General features: G+C 37.0%; 25 protein-coding genes. 4 read left to right on the top strand and 21 right to left on the bottom strand.

Features of this window, described 5'->3' with window-relative positions; all coding sequences use genetic code 11:
- Positions 1–78: 78 nt before the first annotated feature.
- From C9J37_RS01440 to C9J37_RS01425, 4 genes are all read right to left on the bottom strand, one after another.
- Positions 79–1,515: a four-carbon acid sugar kinase family protein gene (locus C9J37_RS01440; RefSeq protein WP_107893926.1), complete on the bottom strand. Its 1,437-nt coding sequence runs from the start codon at positions 1,513–1,515 to the stop codon at positions 79–81.
- A 5-nt stretch (positions 1,516–1,520) separates the two neighbouring features.
- Positions 1,521–2,417, bottom strand: a complete 897-nt coding sequence (garR, locus tag C9J37_RS01435; protein WP_107893925.1) for a 2-hydroxy-3-oxopropionate reductase — start codon at positions 2,415–2,417, stop codon at positions 1,521–1,523.
- An 85-nt stretch (positions 2,418–2,502) separates the two neighbouring features.
- Positions 2,503–3,864, bottom strand: coding sequence for a GntP family permease (locus C9J37_RS01430; RefSeq protein WP_107893924.1), 1,362 nt, complete (start codon positions 3,862–3,864; stop codon positions 2,503–2,505).
- A gap of 65 nt (positions 3,865–3,929) precedes the next feature.
- Positions 3,930–4,778 carry a MurR/RpiR family transcriptional regulator gene (locus C9J37_RS01425; RefSeq protein ID WP_167397237.1) on the bottom strand — a complete coding sequence of 283 codons (849 nt, stop codon included), beginning with the start codon at positions 4,776–4,778 and terminating at the stop codon, positions 3,930–3,932.
- 283 nt (positions 4,779–5,061) lie between these two features.
- On the opposite strand from C9J37_RS01425, the gene C9J37_RS01420 reads away from it, so the two are divergent.
- Positions 5,062–5,598, top strand: coding sequence for a tubby C-terminal domain-like protein (locus C9J37_RS01420; protein ID WP_107893922.1), 537 nt, complete (start codon positions 5,062–5,064; stop codon positions 5,596–5,598).
- Between the two features lie 50 nt (positions 5,599–5,648).
- Entirely contained in the window at positions 5,649–5,846 is a 198-nt protein-coding gene (locus C9J37_RS01415; protein ID WP_024363006.1) for a YwbE family protein, read from the top strand.
- A 30-nt stretch (positions 5,847–5,876) separates the two neighbouring features.
- On the opposite strand, the gene C9J37_RS01410 is transcribed toward C9J37_RS01415, so the two are convergent.
- From C9J37_RS01410 to C9J37_RS01330, 17 genes are all read right to left on the bottom strand, one after another.
- Positions 5,877–6,809: a PhzF family protein gene (locus C9J37_RS01410; RefSeq protein WP_107893921.1), complete on the bottom strand. Its 933-nt coding sequence runs from the start codon at positions 6,807–6,809 to the stop codon at positions 5,877–5,879.
- Between the two features lie 147 nt (positions 6,810–6,956).
- The gene (locus C9J37_RS01405; RefSeq protein ID WP_107893920.1) at positions 6,957–7,205 is read right to left on the bottom strand and encodes a DUF2164 domain-containing protein; all 249 of its coding nucleotides are present in this window, start codon (positions 7,203–7,205) and stop codon (positions 6,957–6,959) included.
- A 147-nt stretch (positions 7,206–7,352) separates the two neighbouring features.
- Entirely contained in the window at positions 7,353–7,979 is a 627-nt protein-coding gene (locus tag C9J37_RS01400; RefSeq protein WP_107893919.1) for an ABC transporter ATP-binding protein, read from the bottom strand.
- A gap of 21 nt (positions 7,980–8,000) precedes the next feature.
- Positions 8,001–10,013, bottom strand: a complete 2,013-nt coding sequence (locus C9J37_RS01395; RefSeq protein ID WP_107893918.1) for a bacteriocin-associated integral membrane family protein — start codon at positions 10,011–10,013, stop codon at positions 8,001–8,003.
- Positions 10,014–10,107: 94 nt separating this feature from the next.
- Positions 10,108–10,527, bottom strand: coding sequence for a lactococcin 972 family bacteriocin (locus C9J37_RS01390; protein WP_201262115.1), 420 nt, complete (start codon positions 10,525–10,527; stop codon positions 10,108–10,110).
- Positions 10,528–10,608: 81 nt separating this feature from the next.
- The gene (locus tag C9J37_RS01385; protein ID WP_107893917.1) at positions 10,609–10,791 is read right to left on the bottom strand and encodes a hypothetical protein; all 183 of its coding nucleotides are present in this window, start codon (positions 10,789–10,791) and stop codon (positions 10,609–10,611) included.
- A gap of 85 nt (positions 10,792–10,876) precedes the next feature.
- Positions 10,877–11,191 (bottom strand): lactococcin 972 family bacteriocin, encoded by a 315-nt coding sequence (locus C9J37_RS01380; protein WP_235616988.1) that lies wholly within the window; start codon positions 11,189–11,191, stop codon positions 10,877–10,879.
- 65 nt (positions 11,192–11,256) lie between these two features.
- Positions 11,257–11,448, bottom strand: a complete 192-nt coding sequence (locus tag C9J37_RS01375; RefSeq protein WP_107893916.1) for a hypothetical protein — start codon at positions 11,446–11,448, stop codon at positions 11,257–11,259.
- Between the two features lie 250 nt (positions 11,449–11,698).
- Positions 11,699–11,923: a hypothetical protein gene (locus C9J37_RS01370; protein ID WP_107893915.1), complete on the bottom strand. Its 225-nt coding sequence runs from the start codon at positions 11,921–11,923 to the stop codon at positions 11,699–11,701.
- Between the two features lie 15 nt (positions 11,924–11,938).
- Positions 11,939–13,060 carry a Nif3-like dinuclear metal center hexameric protein gene (locus C9J37_RS01365; protein WP_107893914.1) on the bottom strand — a complete coding sequence of 374 codons (1,122 nt, stop codon included), beginning with the start codon at positions 13,058–13,060 and terminating at the stop codon, positions 11,939–11,941.
- 1 nt (position 13,061) lies between these two features.
- Positions 13,062–13,754: a tRNA (adenine(22)-N(1))-methyltransferase gene (locus C9J37_RS01360; protein WP_107893913.1), complete on the bottom strand. Its 693-nt coding sequence runs from the start codon at positions 13,752–13,754 to the stop codon at positions 13,062–13,064.
- Positions 13,755–13,912: 158 nt separating this feature from the next.
- Positions 13,913–14,263: a cytochrome c550 gene (cccA, locus tag C9J37_RS01355; protein ID WP_107893912.1), complete on the bottom strand. Its 351-nt coding sequence runs from the start codon at positions 14,261–14,263 to the stop codon at positions 13,913–13,915.
- 489 nt (positions 14,264–14,752) lie between these two features.
- On the bottom strand, positions 14,753–15,316 hold the full coding sequence (locus tag C9J37_RS01350; protein ID WP_024363018.1) for a hypothetical protein: 564 nt from the start codon (positions 15,314–15,316) through the stop codon (positions 14,753–14,755).
- Positions 15,317–15,602: 286 nt separating this feature from the next.
- Positions 15,603–16,730: an RNA polymerase sigma factor RpoD gene (rpoD, locus tag C9J37_RS01345; RefSeq protein WP_024363019.1), complete on the bottom strand. Its 1,128-nt coding sequence runs from the start codon at positions 16,728–16,730 to the stop codon at positions 15,603–15,605.
- A gap of 32 nt (positions 16,731–16,762) precedes the next feature.
- Positions 16,763–18,595: a DNA primase gene (gene dnaG / locus C9J37_RS01340; RefSeq protein WP_029747262.1), complete on the bottom strand. Its 1,833-nt coding sequence runs from the start codon at positions 18,593–18,595 to the stop codon at positions 16,763–16,765.
- 208 nt (positions 18,596–18,803) lie between these two features.
- Entirely contained in the window at positions 18,804–19,616 is an 813-nt protein-coding gene (locus C9J37_RS01335) for a pyruvate, water dikinase regulatory protein (RefSeq protein ID WP_107893911.1), read from the bottom strand.
- An 18-nt stretch (positions 19,617–19,634) separates the two neighbouring features.
- The gene (locus C9J37_RS01330; RefSeq protein ID WP_024363022.1) at positions 19,635–20,267 is read right to left on the bottom strand and encodes a transcriptional regulator CcpN; all 633 of its coding nucleotides are present in this window, start codon (positions 20,265–20,267) and stop codon (positions 19,635–19,637) included.
- A gap of 871 nt (positions 20,268–21,138) precedes the next feature.
- Between C9J37_RS01330 and C9J37_RS01325 the strand changes: the two genes are divergently transcribed.
- Both C9J37_RS01325 and C9J37_RS01320 read left to right on the top strand, forming a co-directional pair.
- Positions 21,139–21,735: a hypothetical protein gene (locus C9J37_RS01325; RefSeq protein ID WP_107893910.1), complete on the top strand. Its 597-nt coding sequence runs from the start codon at positions 21,139–21,141 to the stop codon at positions 21,733–21,735.
- Between the two features lie 184 nt (positions 21,736–21,919).
- Positions 21,920–22,372 carry a hypothetical protein gene (locus tag C9J37_RS01320; RefSeq protein WP_107893909.1) on the top strand — a complete coding sequence of 151 codons (453 nt, stop codon included), beginning with the start codon at positions 21,920–21,922 and terminating at the stop codon, positions 22,370–22,372.
- Positions 22,373–22,380 lie beyond the last annotated feature (8 nt).

Raw genomic sequence — 22,380 nt, 5'->3', positions numbered from 1 at the left:
GAAAAACCGTAACGCCTTCATTAGTAGCAAGAAGTTCGGTTTATCTTTTCTCTAAAAGGTTAAATATGTTCAAAATGGTTACTTTATTTCTCCTTCCAACACTTCAATCACTTCTTTTAGCGTATTGATTGTGCCGACATTGCCAGGGAAAATGATGTAACATGAATCGGGGAATTTGCTTTCTTGTCCTATTTTCCATACGGGAATTCCGGGTTTTATTTGGCCAGCTACTGTCGCACGCTTAACCGATAGTCCAATTGTTCCCACGCTTGAAGAAGTAATTCCGCCTTTTGCAACAATGTATTTTGGCTGTACCTGTAAATTGTAAACAATACTTGTCACAGCATTTGAAATTTTAACAGCTAATTGAAGTTCGTTTTCACCTTGGTTTTCTCCTAAATCTAGCCTCTCGCGACGAGTGTAATACACTACGGATTTACCTGCACTGATTAGCTCTTCGCAAGTAGTGCGAACACGTTGAACCTCTTGTTGAAACTTCTCATCATCATGCACAAGATGAACGTTAAGCTCTACCCCTGTGACAAGTCCACTATCCAGAAGTGCGTATAATTGGTCTGTTGTTTTTTGCACATGGGAACCAACTACAATCAGTCCCCCGCTGGACGACTTATCTGTCATCAGCTCATCTCTTGATAAAAGTGGCTTATCCGAAATACCGCCTAAAACCTTTGTTAAAGAAGCGGCACTCCTAAAAATAAATGATTTCCCTGCTTTCATGACTTGAAGCAAGGCAATAACAAATACTTCAACATCACTATAAGCTGCTGCATTGACAACGATTTTCCTAAAATTTTTTGCTGCTAGTAATTGCGCTTGTATGGCTTTCATATTTTGTGAGCGTAAGTCTTCAAGCGTGATATAAATTGTATCTTCTTTTGTATAAGCACCTTTTGTTTTTTCTTCAATCCATTCGCCCAAATGAGAGGAAACAAAACCAAAAGTACGGTCTTTCGCAAATTCAGTTTCACCTGCTGGAACAAGTTCATCTCCATACTGAACATAATGAATATTATGGATTGTTAAACGACCGCCTTCTTCAAAAAAAGGAATAATAATTTCCCCATCAAACGTTGTATCAGAAATTTCTTCAATTGAAGTTTTCAATGTTTCCGTCTCTAGCGGGTAATGGCCTCGCAATGTGGAATCCCCTCGACTAATCAACACATAAGGCTTTCCTTCTTGCAAAGAAATAGCATGTACACGGTGTGCGATGTCCCGATGGACGAAGGCTGTTTCCTCTGCCGAAAAACTGCGGGAGTTTGTTAACAGAAAAAAAACCTGATTCTTTTCGCGAAATCCTTGCTGAATGCTTTCTTCTGTCCAATCCGTATAAACTGACACACCATGAACGGTTTGAACACCAGTTGGGTCATCATCAAGAACAACGATTTTATGATGAAAACTCCTTAGCTCATCCTTTAATTTTAGTTGAATTTGCTTATGATTCGATTCAAGAAGGCTCGATAATACTTCCGATGTTTTTTTCGTTACCATGATGATTACCCCTCTCTTGAAACTTCAACATTCGCTAATTTCTCATAATGTTGGACAATACTTGCGTGATCCAATCTCTCTTTTCCATCTGCCTTTAAACTATAAAAAATCTCTAAAAGTTGCGCCGATAATGGCAGTGGAACCGCTAGCTCATGTGCAGTATTCATTACATTTTTTATATCTTTCAGATTAATGTCCACACGGCCACCCGCTTGAAAGTTTCGATTAAGAATCATTGGAATTTTAGCATCCATTACGGTACTTCCCGCAAGTCCACCACGAATTGCCTCGTACATTTTCCCCACATGAATACCGGCTTTTGTCGCTAGCACAAGTGCTTCGGAAATAGCAGCAATATTTAAATTTACGATTATTTGATTAGCTAGCTTTGCCGTAGTGCCACAGCCTGTATCACCAACATGGACAATGTTACTCCCCATATTACCAAGAATGTCTTTTACCTTTTCAAATATCTCTACCTTTCCACCAACCATAATTGTCAATGTTCCATCAATTGCTTTTGGCTCCCCCCCACTCACTGGTGCATCAAGGAAATGAACGCCTCGTTTGGCAGAGAGCTCGAACATTTCTTTTGATTCTGAAGGTGTGACTGAGCTCATGTCGATAATAATCATATCCGGACGAGCACCTTCCATTACCCCCTGTTCGCCGAAAATAGCTTGGTAAACATCTGCCCCTTGCGGTAACATTGTAATCACCACATCACTTGTTAATGCTACTTCCTTACTAGAAGCTGCCTTGTTTGCGCCTTCTTGTGTAAGCATATCAACTGTGGTTGGATTTATATCGAATACAGTCACATCATTCCCTTTTTTCAAAAGGTTGCGTACCATTGGCGCCCCCATAATGCCAAGTCCAATAAATCCTATTTTTTTCTTCATTTTGACTTCAGCTCCAATCTAGTTGTTCATTAATCAGTGATAAATACCTTTTTCGTATCTAAAGCAACGCTATTAAACAAGTAAATTATAATCCTGGTAAAATTCCTTGGAATATGCTGAGAATGTAGACGAATAGTAATACGGTTACACCTGATAAGAAGCCCCCAATTGTCCAAACTCTTATTGTTTCTGTTATGGATAAACGTCCAAATTTACTTACTACCCAGAAACCTGAATCGTTAGGAAGTGATAAACCGACGCCGCCTGCACAAATTGCAAGACCCAGTAAGACTGGCGATACGCCAAGTTCCGTCGCTAACGGACCCATAATTGCAGATGTTGTCACAAGCGCCACCGTGGCAGACCCTAGCGATGCACGAAGGATTTGCGAAAATAAAAATGCAAGCAATAAGGCAGGCATATTAAGCCCTTGCATCATAGCAATTAGTAAATCACCGATGCCTGTCTCTTGAACCACTTTACCAAAGGCACCACCTGCTCCAGTAATAAGGATGACCAAACCACATTGATCAAATGCTTTGGCAAACACAGTTTTAGAATCTTCCCTGATGTATGGCTTTAAGGCAAACATCGCGACAACTAAACTAATTAACAGCGCAACATTTTTATCTCCGATAATGGAAAATATAGTTGGAATGAAATGTTCTGGGCTGTCTCTGAACAGTAAATTCATGAATGTGTTCGATAAAATCAACATGATTGGTAAAGCGAGTATGCCAAATGAAAGAACTGTTGAAATTTCTTTTCTGTCAGCAATTGTGCTATTTCCTTCAGACATTTCATAATCATCAAGACGTCCATTATTTGCAATGCGCTTCCCGATAAACTTTCCATACATGACACCACCTACGAGTACGCCAGGAATTGAAACAAGCAATCCATAAAGAAGAAATACTCCGATATCCGACCCTGTTTGGTCAGCAACCACTAATGGCCCTGGTGTCGGGATAATTAAACTATGGGCAGTAATTAACCCAATCGAAAGAATGGCAACAAAAGTAGCAAGTGCTATTTTTGTTTTAAGGGAAATATTTTGGATTAATTTATGTAAAATAATAAACGCTGCATCAAAGAATACAGGAATTGAAACAGTAATCGATGTCATGGCAATAGCGTAGGGAGATTTTTTCACTCCAAAGACGCTTAGCATCCCAGTAGCAATTTTATTGATGGCTCCTGATGATGCTAAAAATTGACCAAATAGTATTCCAAGTCCGATTAAAATACCAACACCAGCTAGTGTATTGCCAAATCCAGAAGCGATAATGCCAGGGATTTCTTTCGCGGGAATGCCTGATAATAAGCCAAGACCAAGGGCAACGACTAAAAGAGAAACGAAGGCATCCCATTTGAATCTAATAATAAGGACAAATAAAACAATTAAAGCAAGAACAAACCCAAAAATGAGTGTATGACCTGTTAACATTGTAGTGTATCCTCCTTAAGTAAAAATTTAGTTAAGGTGACAACGCTTACATTTTTATTTATCATTTACTTCTTCATTCTAGTAACAGCTAATCTTGAACGATTAATGGCTTCTTTTACATAACTCCCTCCGATTGCAACAACCCTTGTAAATAAGGTGTCAATTAAAGCAAGTTGCACGAGGCGACTGACCATCGCATCCGATCGCTTTTCTGTCTCTTGCGCCTGCGTAAGAAGCAATGTATCAGCCATTTGAGCAAGCGTTGTGTTTGAATTCGATGTAATAACAATGACAAATGCTCCATTTTTTTGACTCATTTTCACTACCTCTATAATATTGACTGTTTCTCCAGAATGCGATATGACAATGACAACATCATCTTTACTCATATGGTTAGCATAAATTGCTTGGTAATGTGGATCCTTTACAGCGATTGTCGTACCGCCCATTCTCATAAATTTATGAGCACCGTCTTCTGCAATGTTACCTGAAAGACCTTGTCCGAAAAAAAACAACCTGTCTGCTTTTGAGATAATTTGAACCGCTTCTTCCATCTGTTGAACGTTTATTTTTTCTTTCGTCATCGACATCGCTGTAGCAAGCTGATCGGCCATTTTATCGAAAACGATATCAGCAAGATCATCATCCTTAATGTCATTGTCGTTCGCTATTAATGTGAAACGGTTATTCACTTGCTCTTGAGCAAGTGCTACTTTTAACTCTTGGTAACTAGCATAACCAAGCTTTCTATACAGTCGAACAACACTCGGCTCACTCACCTTGCTCAATAGTGAAAGTTCGTTCATTGATAGCAAAAAGGGTTGCTCATGCATTTTTAACTGTTCAACTACCTTCCTCTCAGAAATAGTTAGCGAGTTCATTTTGCTATTAATTCTTTCTTCGAAGCTTAACAATTGAAAATCACCTCCCAAATTTATTTGTAATTTTACTACATAAAAAAAGCATGATACAAGTTTTTTTAGAAAACAAGACATAATATTGTTATTATTACATCAATTTAATCATATATATATCAAAAAATGTAGTGAAATTACAAAAAATAAAATGCCGTTTCACAGGGAAAATAACATCGACTCGGAGCAGACAGCATGCACAAAGTTAAAATGATTCCCAACACTAAATAATGAAACCTCCAGTCTTGCTTACTCGTATAGTAAGTAAATTGGAGGTTTTTTTATGGCAACATTTACACTTACATATTCCCAAGCATTTGATAGACCGTCAAAGTACCCTATCCTAAATAGTGACCATGAAACAGTTTGTATTCTCCAACCTGTAAAGCGTTCCAATATTGTGAAAGTACTGAATGTAGCTGCGCTAGTAGCAACACAACAATCGTTGCCACATCGCTATGAAACACGCACTACGAAAGGAGAAGCTCTTTTTCAAGTGCGTTCCACATTGTTAACACAAGGCGTAAGCCATCATTTAATCATGCCAGATGGAAGTATGATACCTATTCAGCGAAAAACAGTTCAATTATTGGAATCTTCCTATTCCTTTACAATGGATGGTCTCGTCTTTCGCTTTGAGAAAGACTTTACTTCAACGGCATTTTTATATTGCAATGATGAAAAAATTGCGAGTGCAAGCTTTGTAGATAGCGGGATTCAACGTGAAGGAATTGTCTATAAGCTATTTCAATCAGATGATACTTTATTTGTCGCTTTAGTAGCCTCACTTTTTCAATCTCTATTTGCCATAGGTAACTAACGACACATATGCTATAATTTGAGTCATGCTATATAAATGTGAGGTACAGTATGAACGGTCAAAATCGAAAAGATATTTATCCGGGCCTAGAGGTCAATATTATTCTTAAAAAAGATCAGCGAACAGGTGTTAAAACGAGAGGTATCGTGAAAGATATTTTAACCAATTCCTCGAACCATCCACATGGTATTAAAGTTCGTTTAACAGATGGTCAAATAGGTAGAGTATGTGACATACTACAAAAGTAAGGAAATTTCTGGTATAGCAGAGAGACTGTTCTAATATAGAACAGTCTCTTTTGTTTGAAATTGTGTGAGAATTGTTTGAGTGACTGGCACTTCCTTTACATAGACAGCTGTTCCTGTGATTGAAATATCCACTTCACCATCTACTTTGTTTACATGAACATGGACGCGACCATCTCGGTCAAGCTCTTGCCCTTGCTCAACAACAAGTGTTTTCGGATATGACACTTCAGGATTAATATACTTTGCATAATATGCTCCCATGACTCCTGAAGCCGTCCCTGTTACGATATCTTGTATTGTTCCAGAGTATGGCGATGAAAAATGTCTGGCATGCATATCTGCCGACTTATCGAATGCTTGTAAACAAAATGGATGCAACGATGCTGTTGGCATTTCTTTTAATATAGACGGAAATGTAGCGGTTTGTGGACTCATTTTTTCAAACGAGGCTAAGTGTTGAACAGGTATTAATAAAGTCCATAAGCCTGTGCTTCCATAGACAATAGGTAATTCTGCATGTAATTCATCCTCGTTTAAGCCTATAGACTGTGCAAGCGCTGCCTTAGATCCGTTAAAATCTACGAATTGTGGTGCCGCATGTTGCATTGTTATGTATAGCTTTTCCTGTTTTTCTTCCAGCAGGATTGGTAAGATCCCCGCCTTCGTTTCAATTGTAATGCTTGATTTATTTGCTAAAAACCCTTGTGTTTGTAGAGCATAAATGGTTGCCATTGTGGCGTGTCCACATAAATCCACCTCGTGCCCTGGTGTAAAATAACGGATACGTATGTCTGCTTGATTAGATGGCAAGGCAAAGGCAGTTTCATTAAAGCCTACCATTCTAGCAATCTCTTGCATTTCTTGCTCACTGTATTGGCTTCCTTCCACTACAACCCCAGCAGGATTCCCCTTATTAGGCTCCGTACTAAATGCATCATAATGTTGAACAGTTACTATTTGCATAAACTTCCCCACTTTTTGTTAGAATGTTATCAAGGTATTTGCCAGAACTTTTTTATAATGAATTCTGCTACCATTATCATAATGCATTTGATTATCCTATGGAGAAGTTTCTTTGAATTTTCATAATTGTTTGGGTGACTGGCACTGTCATTTTATTTTTATTGGGCGTTCCAAAGCCATCAGTTCTTCGTCCAGCGCTGATAATTGACTTTCCACTACATATTTTGCATCTGAAATGGCCGCATTATAAATATATGGAGCAATATTCTCTTTTACAAAATCAAATACCCTTTCTGCCTCAAAATAGGAAATATCCTCTTCACGTTGATTATAGAAAAAGCGTTGTATATCGGCGATGATTTGTTCTTGTTGCTCCTTAGTTAAACGGATAAACACATTTCGCCACTCCCTTCTGCATTGCGTTAAATCAAGTATAGACGAAGGTAGAAATTTGTATAGTGAATTTTTATTTTTATCACATTTAAAGGTAGGTTGTCATGAAGCCCTGGAACACCAGAACAATAATCCACCGTTTCGCTTCTTTTACATAAATGGTTTCAAATTTATACTTCGATCACAAACACTTACAAGCCTTTCATCATGCGTTGCAATAATCACACTAGCACCGTTTTCACTACACTTTCTTAGTAGATTAATAATGATTTCTCTGTTCGATTGATCAAGAGAGGCTGTTGGTTCATCCGCAAAGATAATTGTGGCTTTCTTATAAATGGCGCGTGCTACGCCTAGACGCTGTTTTTCTCCTCCTGATAACACAGCCGCCATATCATGCCCTCTTCCACCAAGTCCAACTGTATGTAGGATTTCGTCCACAACCTGTGTTTTGGCTTGTCGCTTATTTAATGTCACATTATAACTGACATTTTCATCCTCAATAATGCCATAGTCTTGATAAATAAATGCCGCTTTGTCTTTCCAAAAACTTATTTTTTCTTTTTCCTTCCATTGACTAGCATTTTGATTTTCTATTAGGATGTCCCCGTTATTAACTGATTGAATAAGACCTAGACAATTTAACAGTGTTGTTTTGCCACTACCAGATGGACCGGTAATGGCAATCATTTCATTCGGGTTGATCTCAAGAGAAATATTAGAAAAAATCGTTTTGCCACTAATTTCAATGCCAATATTTTTCGTTTGAATAATCATATTCATTACTCCTTTAAGACATTAATTGTGCCGATGACTCGTACGATAAAATGCTTGTTTTGCGGAATTTTGAAAGGAAATGTAACTACCTAGCCAATATAAGATTCCGACAAGCAATGCAGATAAAAGTATAACGCTAAGTTGCATATAGTGGATAAAATAACCAATGATGGAACCAAGAATTGTTGTTAAAATGATTGTCATTAGTTGTCGCTTTAAAGCCGGTCTAATAATCGATGTGTATGGGTAGCCAAAGGTGTGCAAGGTGAAAATACGTTTACCATTCGTGCCTGCCCACAGTCTGCCATTTAATATAGCAGTCAAAAACATAGTTACGACAATAAGTATTCCCGATACAATATAGTAAACGTATTGTTGTTTAAACCTTTGAGCCGTTTCCAAAGCAACGTCTGCTATCCCATTAATCGACGTAATAGAAGGTTTCATAACGGAGTTAGCTAAAGCTGCTTGTAAATGATTCTCATCAAAAAAAACGATATTTCCACTAGAAGCTAAAGATATTAAGAACCCTTTCGTTTTTACAATGTCTGTTAGCTGACCATCTATCAGTATAACTAACGGATTTTCTGCTTGCACTGTTTCCCCTGCTAAACCAACATTTGGTGGTAATGCAAGAAATTTCGTTCCCACATATTCGTAAAAAGTTAAACCTTGCGCTGGATAAACATCATTATGTTTCGTCCATAGCGGAATTTGCCCTTTTAAAAACGAAGCCAATTCATCTGGTAAATCTTTAACATTTTTTGCAATGAGTTTCCCGCCCTTGCCTTCTGTTTCCACACCTATTTCTAGCAAATCAATCCAAGCTCGATCTGTCATAATAATATGATCATATCCACTCATCTCAGATGGCTCTAAAAAAATCGCTTTATCAATAACTAAAGAAAGACTTAAATTATTAGCCTCTTGCATTTTAGAAAAAAAGTCTTCTACATCGGGAAGTACCGCCTCTTGTTCTAATGAATCCAAGTCAGACATGGATAGCCGAACGATATTGTGCATTTTGTCCCAAAGCGCATAGTCTTTTGACAGTTGATTGGTTATTAGTATAGATGTGATAATGGTCGGGATAACAATGAGCGATAAAATTATAACAAGAACATGACTTAGCTTTCCCATTACGGAAAACCGCTTCAACGGAATTTGTCTTTTGGCAATATGGGCAGCTTTGGGGCTAGCCATTAGTGAAAGCAAGGCTGTGATGAACCCAACGACAATTAAGAATAGCACTAAACAAAGTAGTAGACGATTGAATACCAATGGAATTTGTCGAATATCCTTTATGACACCTACATAGCCTAATGACATAAACAAACCTAGTAAAAATCCGACAAAGACAAAAGATACTATTGTTGTTGTATCCTCCACATGAATTTTCCCAGCTTTAACGCCGCCTAATAATCGAATAGACCTTGCTTTTGCATGTTGAAATATCCACGTAATAATGGTCGTTACTAATAACAGCAAGGAAGCGAGCACTGCATTCCCTGTACCATTTTGAAATAAGAATGCATAAACGATTGTAAATATCGATGGTTCTTGAACAAATAAAATCCGAATTTGATGCTGTTGCGCCCAATCATTTACTGCTACTTGAAAATCTTTTCCAGCGTTAAAAGCATAGGTGCCTGATAAAGAACGGGTGCCTATTTCTGCAGTTGAAAGCAAGTCACCTGTTAAAGAAGAATCGAACCACTTAATTTCTTTTTGCTCTATAAGCAAACCATGAAATGCTGGTTTGGCAGTACCAAAATAGATGATATCTTTTTTGTTGTTGTAGTTTTCTGGATCTACTGAAGTTTTGACTACAATTGCATTATATTGATCTGTTAGTCGGTTAAGATCCGAAATCAATTGATCTTTTGCAATCGTAGTTTCAGCAAGATTTAAATCAAATTGATTGGTAGTGCCTAATGGCAACCGCTGTTGGACAAGTGACGTATATTGAAAAATAAGCAGAGACAGCATCATTACACAAATCAAAGATGTCAGTTGCACTACTCTTTTAAGCATAACCACTCCCCCTAATCTTTCATTTTCATTGAGAAGCTTGGAAAGCCTACTGCGAAAGACATTACAAGCCTCTAAAGTATGGAATCTTTAGTAATTAATCGCATACTCGATAGTAATATTGATCAACGTGGCGAGGATGCTGTACTGCCCAAAGTTCAGCAATAGATCTTTCGCCTGCTCTAGTATCAATTGATCTAGATTGATTACCATTCAATTCTACTGTGCTTCCATGACAGCGATCCACAGTGTAGTATGAACGAACTTTAGCATTCCAAAATCCATACTGCCAAGTGCCACCTTCATTTGGATATTGTGTGATTGGTCCTCGTGCTAGCCATTTACGAGAAATGTCTCCTCGGTTGAATGGATCACTTTGTGTGGCAACTTTAGATGATGCAGCAAATAGAGGATCATTAGCATTATAAGACATTGCCAAAACCCCAGATGGCAATAACAATAATGCCACCAACGCTAACACTACTATTTTCACCCTCACAGTTTTTTTGGCTAACATATGGCTCACCTCCTTTCATTTGACAAGGAAGAATTTATGGCTATTTTTTATTATGTAATGGATAGAAATTGATAGAACACTTTACTTTCTAAAAAATTTATCTCTATCCAAATATGTGAGTACGGAAAATCCTAAAATGCTAAATATCGCAAAAACCGTTATCCAAATAGGCTGACTTTCATAATCTCTTATTAATGATTGTAACGAAATAAATATTAGCATTAGATAAACATAAGGTGCTGGAATTTTTTTAATTTTTTTCACCTTCACCGCCTCTTTTCATACAGAAATATCCCTCCAAACATCAATACTTCTATTAATGTTTGCTAATTTGATTGTTCAAATTACACTATGTAGATTTTAACTGGTCACTGTAATTCAGTATCACCGTGCTTCCATGACAGCGATCCACTTTGTAGTATGAACAAACTTTCGCATTCCAAAATCCATACTGCCAAGTGCCACCTTCATTTGGATATTGTGTGATTGGTCCTGGTGCTAGCCATTTACGAGAAACATCTCCGCGATTGAATGAATCACTTTGTGTAGCAACTGTTGCTGTCATAGCATGATGTGACACTGCCAAAGCCCCAGATGGCCATAACAATAATGCCACCAACGCTATCACGACTATTTTTATCCTCTCAGTTTTTTTGGCTAACATATGGCTCACCTCCTTTCATTTGACAAGGAAGAATTTTGCATAATAGCTATGTTTTATTAAGTACTTTACTTTTTGAAAAATTTATCTCTATCCAAATAGGTGAATACGGAAAATCCTAAAATGCTAAATATCGCAAAAACCGTTATCCAAGTAGGCTGACTATCATAATTCCTGATTAATATTATTAACGAAAGAAAAATTAGCATTAGAGTAAGATACAGTGCTGGAATCTTTTTAATTTCATCGCCTCTTTTCATATAGAAATATACCTCCTATTTCTAGCATTTTGTTATCGTCAACACTGTTCCACATTCCTACAATTTAAATTCTCAATTGATTCTCATTTAATTATTTTTTTATAGCATAAGATAATAGAAAAATCAATATATTTTAAATATTTATATAACAATGGAAAAATAGTAGATTTATCTTTAAGACCATAACAAAAAAACGCAACCTTTAAAGGAACTTCCTTTAAAAGTTGCGTTCATTCATACGTGAATCATACTATTTTTTACATTCAAATGAATAGTTTGTTGCTAGAAAATTCTTTTCTTTTGACACGATGGCTTTGCCTCCATCGTTTTCGCATTGCTCGGTCATGGCATCTATTTTTTTCTCATTCATCATATTTGTCATAAGTGTCATACCGCCACCAAACACAGCAATTAGTAAGCCGATAATAATCCATAACTTGCCTGCATTATTCCCAGCAGGTTTCCCATTTGCCACAAGTATTCCCCTCTCTTAAACAAATAAAAATGGTTCTGTATGAATAGTCGATTGGACAAATTCTACTCTATATTTTTTGGTCTCACACAATGTTGCCATTTTTTTCGCAACACCCGCTATCATTACTTTTTCAACATGATGACCTGGGTCTACAATTTGCAAACCAATTGCTTGTGCATCCTGTGCCGTATGGAAATACATATCGCCTGTTAAAAAGACATCGGCACCTGCACGCTTTGCCGTATAAATATACTTATTGCCATCTCCACCGACTAGGGCAATCTTTCTTACTGTTGACTGCAAATCGCCGACAACACGAACAGTTGGTACATCTAGTTGTTTCTTTACAAACTCTGCAAAATCTTGTAACAGCATTTCTTTTGGTAAATAGCCAACACGACCTAATCCCATACGATTCGTTTGTTGCTCCAAGCGAATGATATCATACGCAGGCTCCTCATATGGATGGGCATTTAACAGTGCCTTCAATACGCGGTTTTTAATGGACGCGGGCAAAACCACTTCCACTTTGACTTCTTCCTCGACATGTAATTCTCCAATCGAACCAACATGCGGATTTGCCCCTTCAAGTGCACGGAAACGCCCTTCTCCACTCGATGTATAACTGCACGCTTCATAACACCCTAAACGACCTGCTCCCGCTTTTGCTAATGCCTCACGCAGCACGTCTGCATCGGCAGTCGGTACAAAAACGCTTAGTTTTAAAACATCCTCAGCATACGTTTCTTCTAAAATAGAGCGATTTTCGAGCAGCAATGCATCAGCTAATAAATCATTGACGCCACCTTCCGCTACATCTAAATTTGTATGTGCGGCATAGACCGCAATATCATGTTTAATAAGTTTTTCGTATAATTGTCCAGCGGGATTGTCCGTACGAATATTCGCTAGTCGACGGAAAATAGGCGGATGATGCGCTATAATCAGTTCACAGCCTTGGGCAATCGCTTCGTCTGCTACGGCGTCATTGACATCTAATGTCACTAATACTTTGTTTACAGGTTTATTTAACGTTCCAATGGCAAGTCCAATTGGATCATTCTCCATACACGCAAGATGCTTTGGTGACCATGATTCAAATAGTTGTATAATTTCCTGACCATTTACTGATTTCATGCTATAAAACTCCTTCCACTAAATCAAGTAGTGCTGTTAATTCTGCACGTTTTTCCTCAATTTCAAGAGTTGGCTCTGCCCCTTCAATGGACTGTAAAACACGTTGCCAATTTTCTTTTTCTCGTTGCCATTTTTTTAAAAAAGCTGGTGCTTTACGTAACAATAATTTAGGACCAAATAAGATTTCCGATGAAGATAACGTCATCGCTCCTCTTTGTAAGACAAGAATTTCGTAGATTTTTTCATCTTCTTCTAAAATATCTTCATCAAGAATGGCCCAATTATTGGTTAAAGCCCATTCCCGAATAACTTTTGCATGAATGTTAGGTTGCAAAATCAGACGTGTAACACCTTTTAAGCTTTGTGGATGTTTCTCTAATATCGACACAATGAGAGGTCCACCCATGCCAGCTATTGTTACAGTATCTACATGATCAGTTGCCTCCACTGCAGCTAAGCCATCTGCCAGTCTAACAGTAATTTTCTCCGTTAACCCTTCTTTTTTTACTTGTCCTAGCGCTGATTCATACGGTCCTTTTACAACCTCGCCAGCTACTGCGCTCGCAGCAATCCCCTTATGAATTAAATAGCATGGTAAATATGCATGATCACTGCCAATATCTGCTACAACCGCACCAGTTGGAACAAATTTTGCCACTGTTTCTAAACGTTTTGATAATTTTTGTGCGTTCATTTTAAACCGCCTACCTTATAAATATAGAGTCCACTCTAGTATGTATGATGTTGAACAAAAAAACAAATGGAGTTGTCTCAGATTTTTGAGCAACTCCATCATAATAGAAGCTGTACTAAAAGCGTTAAGACACTTTTTAGTACAGCCATTTTTTAAAACTATTTTAGAGTAGAAATGTACTCAGCGATTGCTTTTGCTTCCGCTTCGTTTTTCATTCCTGGTGTCATAGGTGTGCCTTCAATACCGTTTGTTAACACGTCTACGATACGAGCTTCATCTAAACCGTGTAGGCTTGGACCAACACCACCAGTTAAGTCACCACCGTGACAGCCGATACAAGTTTGTACTAATGCAGAACCATCATCATTAGCTTCTGTAGTTTCGCCACCGCCCTCTTGTTCAGCAGCAATTTCTTTCTTGTTATCTGCGCCTTGTAAAGACATGAAGAAAATAAGACCTATACCAAATGCCAGAATCAAGATGTAAGGAACGACTGGATTGTTTTTCATATGTTTCCCCTCCTCATAATAAGTCTACTTCTATTATAATATAGAATCAGTCAACATCTAATATTGTACTGCATTAAACAAGAAACGAAAAGCCCCATTCGCTAAGTTTTCCTTTGTTTGTAACAATTTCGACATTTCTGTATCAATTGGATAAATTATGTCTTGTTAAACCCAAAATATGGACTGATAATGTACCTTCTAATAACTCAAATCTTTCACTTCTCGCAAATATTTTGCCACCGTATAGGCAATCATATACGTCCAATGAAAAATTAAATAGCTGTCGTATAAAACCTTTATGTCCTATTATGCTGTTGATTTATCCTAACAATTTCACAAATAGGTTATACTATTATTTTGATATATTATTATTCGATGTTTTTTCTATTTTTTCTTCTATTTATACTTTTTTTAAAAAAGTCATACTACTATATTACAAAAATAAAATACACTGCTATGAATGAAAAGTTCTTCATAGCGGTGTATTTTTTACATAAAATTATACAAATAATAACCAATAAGTGCTAATAACCCAAGACCACCAGATACTGTGAAATAAAGCAACTTCATTTTGATACCTGATACTAGCCATACCCCACAATTTGCAGCGATAATGACAAACAGCACTGTATTATTTCCACTAAAATATGTAGTATACATGCGAATAGATAAGCTAAATAACAAGATAGCAGCAATAATATGAAAGACAGGTGCTAATAAGTTATTTTTGGTCGCAACTCGAAAAGCCATTATGAATAATGTAATTGTAGCAATGGCTACAATACCTGTTAATAAAAGCAATAAAGAAGTGACTGTAAAATAAATATACAAGAGCAGTAGCATACCCAAGCATAATCCCACTATGAAGAACATCATTTTTCGTTTTTCTAAAGGCAATACTGCCTGTTTATGAGTTGCTTCCTCTAGCTCTTCCACATCATTTCCCTCTGCATAAAGAGTGGCTAGAAAGTCACAGTAGTGCTCTGGTAATAGCTTATTTTGCTTCCAAAACAATATCTCATTTAAAATAATTTTTTTCCGTGGATTTGTCATCGTATTTTCTCCAAACATTGCTTAATAATGGTTGTACTACAATTTTATCTCACAATTAAAGAAAGAACATCTGTAAAAAGTCGCAAAAAACGGAACTTATCATCCGTTCAAATTATGTATTTTTACATCTCTTATATCATTATCTTAAATTTACATGGTTTAATAGTGTTCAAACTGCTAAATGCCCCAAAGAAGGAAAGCCACTTTAAAAATAACTTATAAAGAACAAACCCCGCTACAAAATTTAAGTGGCGGGGTTTGTTCTTTATAAGTTTGAAGTTCTGTTTTACTCTAAGAAATCTTTTAAACGTTTACTGCGAGAAGGGTGGCGCAATTTACGAAGTGCTTTTGCCTCAATTTGACGAATACGTTCACGTGTTACACCAAATACTTTCCCTACTTCTTCTAACGTGCGTGTACGTCCATCATCTAAGCCAAAACGTAAACGTAGTACGTTTTCTTCACGGTCTGTTAATGTATCTAATACATCTTCTAGCTGTTCTTTTAACAATTCATAGGCTGCATGATCAGAAGGAGATTGAGCCTCTGAGTCTTCAATGAAGTCCCCTAAGTGTGAATCGTCTTCTTCACCGATTGGCGTTTCAAGAGATACTGGTTCTTGCGCGATTTTTAAAATTTCACGTACTTTTTCAGGTGTTAAATCCATTTCCTCGCCAATTTCTTCTGGAGACGGTTCACGACCTAAGTCCTGTAATAATTGACGTTGCACACGAATTAATTTGTTAATTGTTTCTACCATGTGCACAGGAATACGTATTGTACGTGCTTGGTCTGCAATCGCACGTGTAATCGCTTGACGAATCCACCATGTTGCGTAAGTTGAGAACTTAAAACCTTTACGATAGTCGAATTTTTCAACTGCCTTAATAAGTCCCATATTCCCCTCTTGAATTAAATCAAGGAATAACATTCCGCGGCCCACATAGCGTTTGGCGATTGATACAACAAGACGTAAATTCGCTTCAGCTAAACGTTTACGCGCTTCTTCATCCCCTTGCTCAATACGTTCTGCCAGTGCAATTTCTTGCTCGGCAGAAAGTAAATCTACACGACCAATCTCTTTCAAATACATACGAACAGGATCATTAATTTTTACCCCTGGTGGTACGCTTAAATCATTTAAATCGAACGTTTCTTCGTTAGCTTCTTCTTTCATTAAGCTTTCTTCTTCAAATTCTTCTTTACCGATAATTTGAATGTCTTTATGTTTTTCAAGATCTTCAGCGAAATGAAAAACTTCTTCATTTTCCAACTCATAAGGCAGTAATTTCTCTGAAATTTCTTTCATTGAAATTTCACCTTCTGTTTTCGCCTTTTCTTGTAGTAATTTTTTTGCTTCATCTAATGTAATTTCTACTTCTACCTCTTTTGAACGTTCAGACTTGTCCGCCATAAACCTTCCTCCTTCTAAACAACCGAATCGGGTTAAATCGCCGATAACGATTTTCTTAAATGAATAATCTGTTGGGCGATTTCAAGTGCACGCGCATACTCGTGCATCTTCTCCGCTTCCTTTGACTCATGCATCTTTTGATGAATTTCCTGCTCAATTCTATATTTTTGAAGCTGTCGAATAGAATCTGTAACCTCTGACTCTGCTTGGTCTGGATCCCTTTCCACTAAAGCAGCTTCCATCACAATTTTGCGTAATTCAGCGTCATCTAATATCTCGACAAAGCGCTGATAATCTGGATGACCATATTCCTCATAAAATCCTACCAATCGAACAAAAACTGCCATATATGCATCTCGTACAAAAGGCTCTTTTTGCTCACTACGTAATACCCTGTCCACTACATCTATATTATGAAGCATATGAGCCAGTAATAAACGTTCGGCACGTTCTGCTGCGTCCATAGGCTTTTGTCGCTGCGTGACTGGCATCGAAGGTGTATGCGTTGGCATTTCCACTTTCGCAGTGCGTACCTGATTTGCCTCTAGTTTTCGGAATTGGGCATAAATCGCTTCTTCCGAAATCGTTGTTTCATTCGATAGCTGTCGGATATACAAATCTCGTTCAATCGGCGAGGAGCTACCCACTAATTGTTCGAGTACTTCTTGAATATATTGAAGCGTATCATTTTCAAACTGAAAATTCTTATTTCGTCTAGCATGCATCATCATAAAAGCAATATACGTATGTGGGTTTTCCAAAATCTGTTCCTTAAAAGCCTGTCCACCTAGACTTTGAATATACTCATCAGGATCTAGTTTATCTGGTATCACCGCAATATTCACTTTCATGCGCTCCGTTTGTAGTAACTGTGCCGCTCGTTTCGCCGCATCAAATCCAGCATTATCACCGTCATAGCAAATCGTAACTTGCTCTACTAAGCGTTTTAGCTTTGTGATATGCTGATTCGTAAGCGAAGTACCCATTGTTGCTACGGCATTTGTTACACCAACTGAAGTTGCAGCTAAAACATCCATAAAACCTTCCATCAACACTACTTGACGATTTTTTCTAATAGAGGTTCGTGCTTTGTCTAGGTTATATAGCACTTCACTCTTTTGAAAAATTGGTGATTCTGGACTATTTAAATATTTTGCCTCTTCACCTGTCGATGACAGAATTCGCCCTGAGAAGGCAATAATTTTACCGTTCTCATCACGAATTGGAAACATAATACGTCCCCGAAAACGATCAAAATAGCGTTCTTCTCCTTCACGTTTGATTACTAGACCACTATCTGCGATTTCTTGTAAGTTATAACCTTTTCTTTCAAGCAATATCGTTAATGCATCAAAGCTTGGGAGAGACCATCCAATGCTATTAGATTCGATAAGTTCCCTTGTAAATCCTCTTTCTAGCAAATAATTTAAAGGCTCTTCCCCATCTTCTGTGTTCAGCAATAAATGATGAAAAAAATCTGCCGCAAAAGCATGTGCTTCTTTCATCCTTTCTTCCGCTTTTGAAATCTTTGTCGTCGCTTGAGGCAAAGTTGGACCAACATCTAAATGTACACCCACACGTTCACCTAGTTTGACGACTGCATCTGGGAAAGAAATCCCTTCGATATCCATGACGAAAGTAATGGCATTACCGCCTGCACCGCAACCAAAACAATGAAAAATCTGTTTGTCTGTTGACACAGAAAAAGATGGCGTTTGTTCTCCATGAAAAGGACAGAGACCAAACCAATTGCGCCCGCGCTTTGTTAGCTGCATATATTCGCTAATAACATCGACAATATCCGATTGTGTACGAATCTGCTCAATCACTTCTTCTGGTATTTTCCCTGCCAAATTCATCACCATCTTTAATTTACGTTCTAGAACACAATTCGATATCCGTTTTAAAAATCCTTTATTTCTCGACAAAAAAATAGGATTTTTCTCTTTTTAAATATTTTTACCACAATTTTATTATTATAAAACAAAAATTAGTATTTATCTATACCAATTTCAAAACCCACTCAAAAAAACCGCCTCTACTACCCCGAGGTGGTTTACACAATTTGGTTTCTTATTTACAACTTGCTAGCTGTTCAATAATAATATTCGCTGTTTCCTCTACAGCTTTATTTGTTACATCAATCACTTTACAACCTATTTTCTCAACAACTTGTTCAAAATGTTGAATCTCCTCTAAAATACGTACATGCTGAGCATAAATGGCATCATCATTTAACCCTAACGTCATTAATCTTTCTTTTCGTATCGAATTTAATTTATCAGGAGAGATAACTAAACCAAAGCATTTCTTCGGATCCATTTTAAATAATTCTTCTGGTGGCGCGACCTCCGGGACTAATGGTACATTTGCCACCTTATAACGTTTATGTGCTAAATACTGTGAAAGAGGCGTTTTTGATGTACGTGAAACACCCACAAGTACAATATCAGCTTGCAATAAGCCTCGTGGATCTCTGCCATCATCATATTTCACCGCAAATTCTATCGCCTCAATTTTTTTAAAATAGTCGTCATCGAGTTGATGCACAATGCCCGGTGTCTCTAATGGCATTTCTTCCATAAAGGTTGCCATCGATTTCAACGCTGGTCCTAAAATATCTACAGCATGTACTTTTTCTTTCTCACATAAATCATGTAGTAATGTACGCATGTCTTGTCGAACAAGTGTATAGACAACAAATGCCTTCTGTTTTGCAGCGAGGCACACAATTTTTCGAACAAGCTCCTCTGTTTGAATATGTGGAAAGCGCCGAATAATCGTATTTTCCAAGCCTGGTCGGAACTGGCTAATTACGGCTTTGGCTACTTGATCCCCAGTTTCGCCGACTGAATCAGATACAACAAAAACTCGTAGTCTTTTCATGCTGTTCCCCTTCAATTTTTAGACATTTTGCGCAAGCGACAGGAAAGCACGTGTAATAGTCGTTTTAGTTAGACGACCTACAATCGTCAATCCACCCTCTTGTGGCTCGATTACCGGTAATGAATCCACTTCTCGTTCTATTAGCTTATTAGCTGCAACAACTAACGAATCGGATCTTTCACAGTACGAGATATTTGGCATTCGTGTCATAATAATATGTACAGGAATTTTATTTAAATCCTGCGTGCCAATACTTGTACGCAGTAAATCTTTACGAGACAGAACACCTGTCAAAAATTCGTTTTTATCGACAACGAAAAGGGTCCCGACATCCTCTGAAAACATGAAGCAAATGGCATCATACACCGTCATTGTTTCAGGTACAACAACAGGTCCAGAGTGAAAATCTTTAACTTTTAAATTGTTAATGCTATCCGTTAATGTTACGGATGTTTTTTTACCAGAATAGAAATAACCAACTCTCGGTCTAGCATCTAAAAAGCCAGCCATTGTCAAAATGGCTAAATCTGGTCTTAAAGTCGCTCTTGTCAGATTGAGACGTTCTGCAATATGTTCCCCTGTTATCGGGCCGTTCTCTTTCACAATTTGTAAAATGTCTTCCTGACGTTTATTGAGTTCGATTGGACTCACCGCCTCAAATCTAATAGTGTTATACTTATGCTCAATTATTATATACTATAGGGTGATACGTATGCAAAGTATTACACTAATTCTATAGAAATGTTGTTATAACAAGGGTTTAGATGATTGAAGCAGTATATCCAAAATGCAAGATAAGGCATTAAAAAGCATGAATCTGTGGCAGAGTGTGGCTAATAAATGGTGAGCGTATGTACAGGAATGTGTGAGTGAAAAGCGGAGATAATGTAGCACTCACTTTTTTATATAAGAAGAGTAGTAGCATTTCCACCATCATCAAAATTATTGATATTTTGAAATTCTGCCCACCTTTCCAAGTTTTTCTTCTGTCTGATTCGCCTAATATGGCAGGAAACATATAATCCATATCTCATAAACACCACCTCCAGAATCATGTCTGGTTCACGATGAACCTGACCTATTATGTATTTCGCTTTCAAAAGTAAGTACCGTTGCCCTAGCAGTAAAGGAGGAAACTGCTCGATACTCACTTTTCAAAACAAAATGTTGCTGGTTCATGTTGAACTATTGCCTTTGTGTCTCTAGTACATGATGTACCATACCTACTTTGCTCTCAAAACCACACCAAGCTCCGCCCTCTAGTTTAAGCATTTATCTATTGTGAAAATCCCTTTTCGTTAATTCAATCACTCGGAAAATAGTTTAGCTTATTATGAGATTACAATTATCATTGTTGAGGTTGCCCCGCCTTCAAGGTACTTTGCAAAATCTGTTAAATTATAGGATTGCCTTCAATATTTTTCTATTTAATTCATTAAAATTCTTATTTTACCAAAAAGGTGGCGTATAACGCCTTAAAGAAATAATATTAGTAATATATTAAAAATGAGGTGAAAAACTGATGAAAAAAAGCAAGACAATAGTTAGTAGTTTGTTAGCAAGCGCTTTATTATTTGGAGCAGTTGCACCAGCAAATCTTAATGTGAAAGCTGCTGCTGAAAATGATGAGAAAATTGAAGAATTAGGAAGTCAAGAGACATTAGAATTATTAGAACTACAATATGAACTACAAAAACATGATATAACAGCGGAAGATATAGTTTTTGGAATTCAAGAAGGATTACCACAAAATGACATCCTTGTTGATACACCTCAAAGCTTTGCTAATCCTTCAACAGAGCAAGTTTCACCTTATGGCCTTAAAACTGAAGCTGCTAAAGTAGCTGCAAAACAAATGATTAAGAATATCCAACGAATTGGAAGCATCGCATGGGATCGGACAGTTCGTGAATACGTTAATAAACTCCCTATATCGGATTCTGCTAAAAAAACATTGAAAAAATATTTAGGCTATCAGATGGTAATGCAGGTACTAGACGTAGTTATAGGGTTTAGCGGTACAATTGAAGAAGGTATATCTAATCAACTTCAAAATATAGGGTGCCCTGCTTGGATAGCAGATTTAGTAGCAAGAGCTTTGGTTGCGTTACTTTTATAGTAATTTAATTATATTATAATAGACCTTACAATCTTGAGTTGTAAGGTTTTTCCATTCTTTAATCTAATTTATAATTTAATAGTGTCAGGATAATAACCATTGTATAAAGTGTTAAATTGATGCAAGGTATAGAGTAGAGTAAAGGTGAAGAAAATTTATTTTAGTATGTAAAAAGGGTGAGTGAATGAGGTTTGCGATAACATTAACAATTTTCACACTATTCATTGTAAGTATTTACTATTTACTACCCAGTGATAAAATTTGGTTAATGATTTTAATAACACCAATTTCTTTTTGGTCAATTGCAAAAACAGTTGAGTCTATTTTTTGTGAAGAAAAGGTTAAAAGAACGAAAAACTTAAAGGATAATGATGAAGCTCTATCTTGGTATTTAAAAAATGAAACTATTTTGTTTTTCTGTATAATAACCCCACCAATTGGATATTTGATTGTAGTAAGTAACCTAAAAAAATTTGAATATAAGCAAAGAGTAAACTATCTTTTCATTACTACTTTAATTACATCAATTTGGCTATTGAAATTTTTACCAGGTAAATTACAATTATATGTTTGGTCTTTGATAGCGACTATTTTGATAGGTAATTTAACATTAAATATTTTTAAAGGCAAAAAATAGTATGAGTG

It is taken from the genome of Lysinibacillus mangiferihumi (assembly GCF_003049665.1).
Taxonomy (GTDB): domain Bacteria; phylum Bacillota; class Bacilli; order Bacillales_A; family Planococcaceae; genus Lysinibacillus; species Lysinibacillus mangiferihumi.
The sequence above is the reverse complement of the archived record's forward strand: the minus strand, read 5'-3'. Positions and strand labels throughout refer to the sequence as shown.

Bases quoted from the DNA above. Each gene is read 5' to 3' on its own strand.
- C9J37_RS01350 (WP_024363018.1), bottom strand. From the start codon at position 15,316: ATGACAAATCCACGGAAAAAAATTATTTTAAATGAGATATTGTTTTGG.
- C9J37_RS01410 (WP_107893921.1), bottom strand. From the start codon at position 6,809: ATGCAAATAGTAACTGTTCAACATTATGATGCATTTAGTACGGAGCCT.
- C9J37_RS01430 (WP_107893924.1), bottom strand. From the start codon at position 3,864: ATGTTAACAGGTCATACACTCATTTTTGGGTTTGTTCTTGCTTTAATT.
- C9J37_RS01375 (WP_107893916.1), bottom strand. From the start codon at position 11,448: ATGAAAAGAGGCGATGAAATTAAAAAGATTCCAGCACTGTATCTTACT.
- dnaG (WP_029747262.1), bottom strand. From the start codon at position 18,595: ATGGTGATGAATTTGGCAGGGAAAATACCAGAAGAAGTGATTGAGCAG.
- C9J37_RS01335 (WP_107893911.1), bottom strand. From the start codon at position 19,616: ATGAAAAGACTACGAGTTTTTGTTGTATCTGATTCAGTCGGCGAAACT.
- garR (WP_107893925.1), bottom strand. From the start codon at position 2,417: ATGAAGAAAAAAATAGGATTTATTGGACTTGGCATTATGGGGGCGCCA.
- C9J37_RS01400 (WP_107893919.1), bottom strand. From the start codon at position 7,979: ATGATTATTCAAACGAAAAATATTGGCATTGAAATTAGTGGCAAAACG.
- C9J37_RS01420 (WP_107893922.1), top strand. From the start codon at position 5,062: ATGGCAACATTTACACTTACATATTCCCAAGCATTTGATAGACCGTCA.
- C9J37_RS01365 (WP_107893914.1), bottom strand. From the start codon at position 13,060: ATGAAATCAGTAAATGGTCAGGAAATTATACAACTATTTGAATCATGG.
- C9J37_RS01320 (WP_107893909.1), top strand. From the start codon at position 21,920: ATGAGGTTTGCGATAACATTAACAATTTTCACACTATTCATTGTAAGT.
- C9J37_RS01415 (WP_024363006.1), top strand. From the start codon at position 5,649: ATGAACGGTCAAAATCGAAAAGATATTTATCCGGGCCTAGAGGTCAAT.
- C9J37_RS01440 (WP_107893926.1), bottom strand. From the start codon at position 1,515: ATGGTAACGAAAAAAACATCGGAAGTATTATCGAGCCTTCTTGAATCG.
- C9J37_RS01380 (WP_235616988.1), bottom strand. From the start codon at position 11,191: ATGTTAGCCAAAAAAACTGAGAGGATAAAAATAGTCGTGATAGCGTTG.
- rpoD (WP_024363019.1), bottom strand. From the start codon at position 16,730: ATGGCGGACAAGTCTGAACGTTCAAAAGAGGTAGAAGTAGAAATTACA.
- C9J37_RS01390 (WP_201262115.1), bottom strand. From the start codon at position 10,527: ATGTTAGCCAAAAAAACTGTGAGGGTGAAAATAGTAGTGTTAGCGTTG.
- C9J37_RS01325 (WP_107893910.1), top strand. From the start codon at position 21,139: ATGAAAAAAAGCAAGACAATAGTTAGTAGTTTGTTAGCAAGCGCTTTA.
- C9J37_RS01360 (WP_107893913.1), bottom strand. From the start codon at position 13,754: ATGAACGCACAAAAATTATCAAAACGTTTAGAAACAGTGGCAAAATTT.
- C9J37_RS01395 (WP_107893918.1), bottom strand. From the start codon at position 10,013: ATGCTTAAAAGAGTAGTGCAACTGACATCTTTGATTTGTGTAATGATG.
- cccA (WP_107893912.1), bottom strand. From the start codon at position 14,263: ATGAAAAACAATCCAGTCGTTCCTTACATCTTGATTCTGGCATTTGGT.